This window comes from Enterobacter sp. IF2SW-B1 (genome assembly GCF_001743375.1).
GTDB lineage: Bacteria > Pseudomonadota > Gammaproteobacteria > Enterobacterales > Enterobacteriaceae > Enterobacter > Enterobacter bugandensis.
On the sequence record NZ_MJAA01000343.1, the window covers coordinates 1 to 375 of the forward strand.

The window sequence follows — 375 nt, forward strand, 5'->3', positions numbered from 1 at the left end:
ATAGCGTCAGCAATACGGCGAATCTGCTGGTCGACACCGCGCTGCCGACCGTCACCATCAACACCGTGGCGGGTGATAACGTCATCAACGCGGCAGAAGTGGCGGCAGGCCAGACCATCACCGGTAAGGTGGCGCACGCGGAAGCCGGTAACACGGTGCCGGTGAACATCGGCGGCAACAGCTACCCCGCGACGGTGCAGAGCGATCTGACCTGGTCCGTGAGCGTGCCGGAATCCGTCCTGCCGGCGCGGGGCACCGGCGATTTGACCGTGTCGGCGCCCGTCACCAACGGCCACGGCAATACCGGCGCGGGCGAGCGCGAAATCGTTATAGCCGCCCGCCTGCCGGGTCTGCGTATTAATACCGGGGCGGGCG

1 protein-coding gene is annotated in these 375 nt (G+C 66.7%); it reads left to right on the forward strand.

Annotated features, from left to right (window positions below; translation table 11 throughout):
* A partial coding sequence (locus A6013_RS24605; protein ID WP_139128322.1) for an Ig-like domain-containing protein occupies positions 1-375 on the forward strand: 375 nt, incomplete at both ends.